3 protein-coding genes and 1 pseudogene are annotated in these 2,380 nt (G+C 74.6%); 3 read left to right on the top strand and 1 reads right to left on the bottom strand.

The genetic code is table 11. The features are described 5' to 3' along the window. Positions 1 to 381: 381 nt before the first annotated feature. Complete coding sequence (locus ACRYR7_RS25245) at positions 382 to 738, top strand: hypothetical protein (protein WP_432575129.1); 357 nt, start codon at positions 382 to 384, stop codon at positions 736 to 738. On the opposite strand, the gene ACRYR7_RS25240 is transcribed toward ACRYR7_RS25245, so the two are convergent. Beyond that, positions 735 to 944 (bottom strand): hypothetical protein, encoded by a 210-nt coding sequence (locus ACRYR7_RS25240; RefSeq protein WP_432575127.1) that lies wholly within the window; start codon positions 942 to 944, stop codon positions 735 to 737. The two genes, ACRYR7_RS25245 and ACRYR7_RS25240, sit on opposite strands and share 4 nt — an antisense overlap. Before the next feature lie 36 nt (positions 945 to 980). Between ACRYR7_RS25240 and ACRYR7_RS25235 the strand changes: the two genes are divergently transcribed. Next, the gene (locus ACRYR7_RS25235; RefSeq protein WP_432575125.1) at positions 981 to 1,271 is read left to right on the top strand and encodes a DUF2283 domain-containing protein; all 291 of its coding nucleotides are present in this window, start codon (positions 981 to 983) and stop codon (positions 1,269 to 1,271) included. Between the two features lie 691 nt (positions 1,272 to 1,962). Further along, positions 1,963 to 2,380 (top strand): annotated as a pseudogene (locus ACRYR7_RS25230) (transglutaminase domain-containing protein); the annotation flags it as partial.

The raw sequence follows: 2,380 nt of genomic DNA, 5'->3' as shown, positions 1-2,380 counted from the left end.
CCAGCGCGCCCACCGCGCGAGGTGTCCGAGCTGCCGGGAACGACTCGTGCCGCTGGTGCTGGGGCGCTGCTAGCTTGCTCGCACAGGTAGGTCCGCGACCGGGGCGTTCGTGCTCCGGATCCCTTCCCTCACGCGCGGGCCCTGCACATGGACACCACCGCGCCCCTGACGCCCGGGACACCAGCGTCGCGCCAGGTCTTGGCCGAGGACCTCCTCGCCGGTGTGCAGCCGCTGCGGCGGCGGCGACCGCAGCGGCCCCGGACCCCACCGGCCGGTGAGCACCCTGAGCACCCCGGACACGCTGAGCTCCGTGAGCGCCGCGCGGGGCACGACCCCACCGCCGGTGTGCCGGTGCGGTTGAACGCCTGCGGGCGAAGCGCCGTGCGGGCACTGCGCCAGCCCACACCGCGCGATCCGTCACCGCTGCTGGGGCTGCAGGTGCGCGACTGGCAGCGCTTCGGTGCGGGCCTGGCGCACGGCGAGGGAGGGCTGGATGTGTACGTGCACGCGCTGGAGGAGCGGGACCGTTGGCAGCGCGACCTGGGGCGCATGCCCCGGGGTACGGCGGTGGCGATCAGCAGGGCGCTGGCCGTGGGCGATCGCGCCTTCAGCGCGGCCACCGTGCCCGATGAGCTGGGGCTGCTGCAGCGCTGGAGCTGGCACGCCGGTGTGGGCAGCTGGTGGTGGTCGCGGGTGCCGGCGCACGGCCCGCTGCTGGATGCCTTGTGGCGCTCTTAGGTGCACCGGGTGCTGGTGCCGGCGGTGCTCAGCGGCACGAGAGCGCGCTCACGCCCGACCGGGCCCTCGCCGACCGGGCCCTCGCCGACCGGGCCCTCGCCGACCGGGCCCTCGCCGACCGGGCCCTCGCCGACCGGGCCCTCGCCGACCGGGCCCTCGCCGACCGGACCCTGGCAGGAGCGGCCCTCCTCCAAGCGGCTGGCCACGCCCGCTGGCAGGTGCGGGCAGGCGAGGTGGCGGGCGTGAACGGCACCTGGGACGCCAGCGAGGGCGTCGACGCGGCGTACCTGTACTTCAACGGTGAGTGCGACGGCCTCGGCCACGGCGAGCACGCACCTGAGCGCCAGGTCTTCGCCCACACCGCCCGGCGCGGCGCCTGGCAGCTGGTCGTGGACCTCGACGCCGACGGGCGGGTGCTGGGTCTGGAGGTCCTGGGTGCCTCCCAGGCGCTGACGCCGGCCTTCCTGCAGCGGCTGCAGCGCATCGACGAACGCATCGACGAGGACGTCGATGACGACGCCCCGGGCGGGTGAGGAGCCCGGCGCGTGCGCGCACCGCTCAGCTCAGCGGGTCAGCCGTGCCCGGATGCGGGGCTGATGTCCACCTCGTGCGGCAGCGCCGCCAGCTCACCCGCCTCCATGGGCACTCCCTGCGCTTGGGCGATGCCCGCCAGGCGGGCCCGGTGCATCGAGGTTGCCTCCTCGTGGGAGTGCCCCTGGGGTGGTTCGTCGGGCCCGACCACCGTGCGCGGTTTCCGTCAGCGTCTCCACCGACTGGTGGGACCAGATGCCGCTGGGGCCGCTGGTGGACCAGCCGCGGTCCTCGAGCAGCCTCAGGCGCCGCCTGTCGGTGAGCTCGAGCAGCGCCGAGATGGACAGCCGGCGGTCGTCGTCGAGCTCCGCTCCCACTGCCTCGTCGATGTCGATGGAGGTGATCAATCGCCTGGCCTCGCTCATGCGCGCAGCCTGGCGCACGCCGGCACAGCGCGGACCGGGCGCGGGAGCGGGCGCCGGTCAGCGGGCTTGGAGGATGTCCACAGCGGTGTCCGGTGTCGCGCAGCCGATCGTTGGTGAGATGCCCCGGGTCGGGACCTGTTCCGGCAGCGGTGCCGTCAGCAGCGGTGAGTACGCGTGGCACGCACGGTCTGAAGGTGAGCGCCACCGGCGCGAGCCCAGCTGCTGCGCGCAAAGCCCGAACAGCTCATCGAGGCGAGAGGACGCACCCGTGGTGACGCTGGAGGACTTCACCCGCCACAGCCCGTACTCCGACCCCGGCCGGCACGCCGCGCTGCTGGGTGCCCTGCCCGATGACCTGGCCAGCGTGTGCGCCGCCTCGCGCAACGTCATCGCGCACTACCGCGCCGAGCTGTCCGACCTGTCCGCGTCGCGGTGGGACGAGGTCGACAGCCGCTGGCTGGAAATCATCTTGGAGGTGGACCAGCGCCGGCACGGTGCGGGGCTGGACCATCCGCGGGCGGTGGGGGAGCGGGTGGCCGGGTGCTGCCGCGACCACGCGCTGCTGGTGGTCGGTGCGCTGCGCCAGCGCGCGGTGCCCGCGCGCAGCCGGGTGGGTTTCGCGCACTGCTTCACCCCCGGCTTCGCGCACGACCACGTGGTGGTGGAGTTCTGGTCGCGCGGGCGCT

The sequence above is a fragment of the Kineococcus gurbantunggutensis genome, from assembly GCF_050871925.1.
Lineage (GTDB): Bacteria > Actinomycetota > Actinomycetes > Actinomycetales > Kineococcaceae > Kineococcus.
Note: the sequence above shows the minus strand (reverse complement) of the source record. Positions and strands in the feature narration are given on the sequence as shown.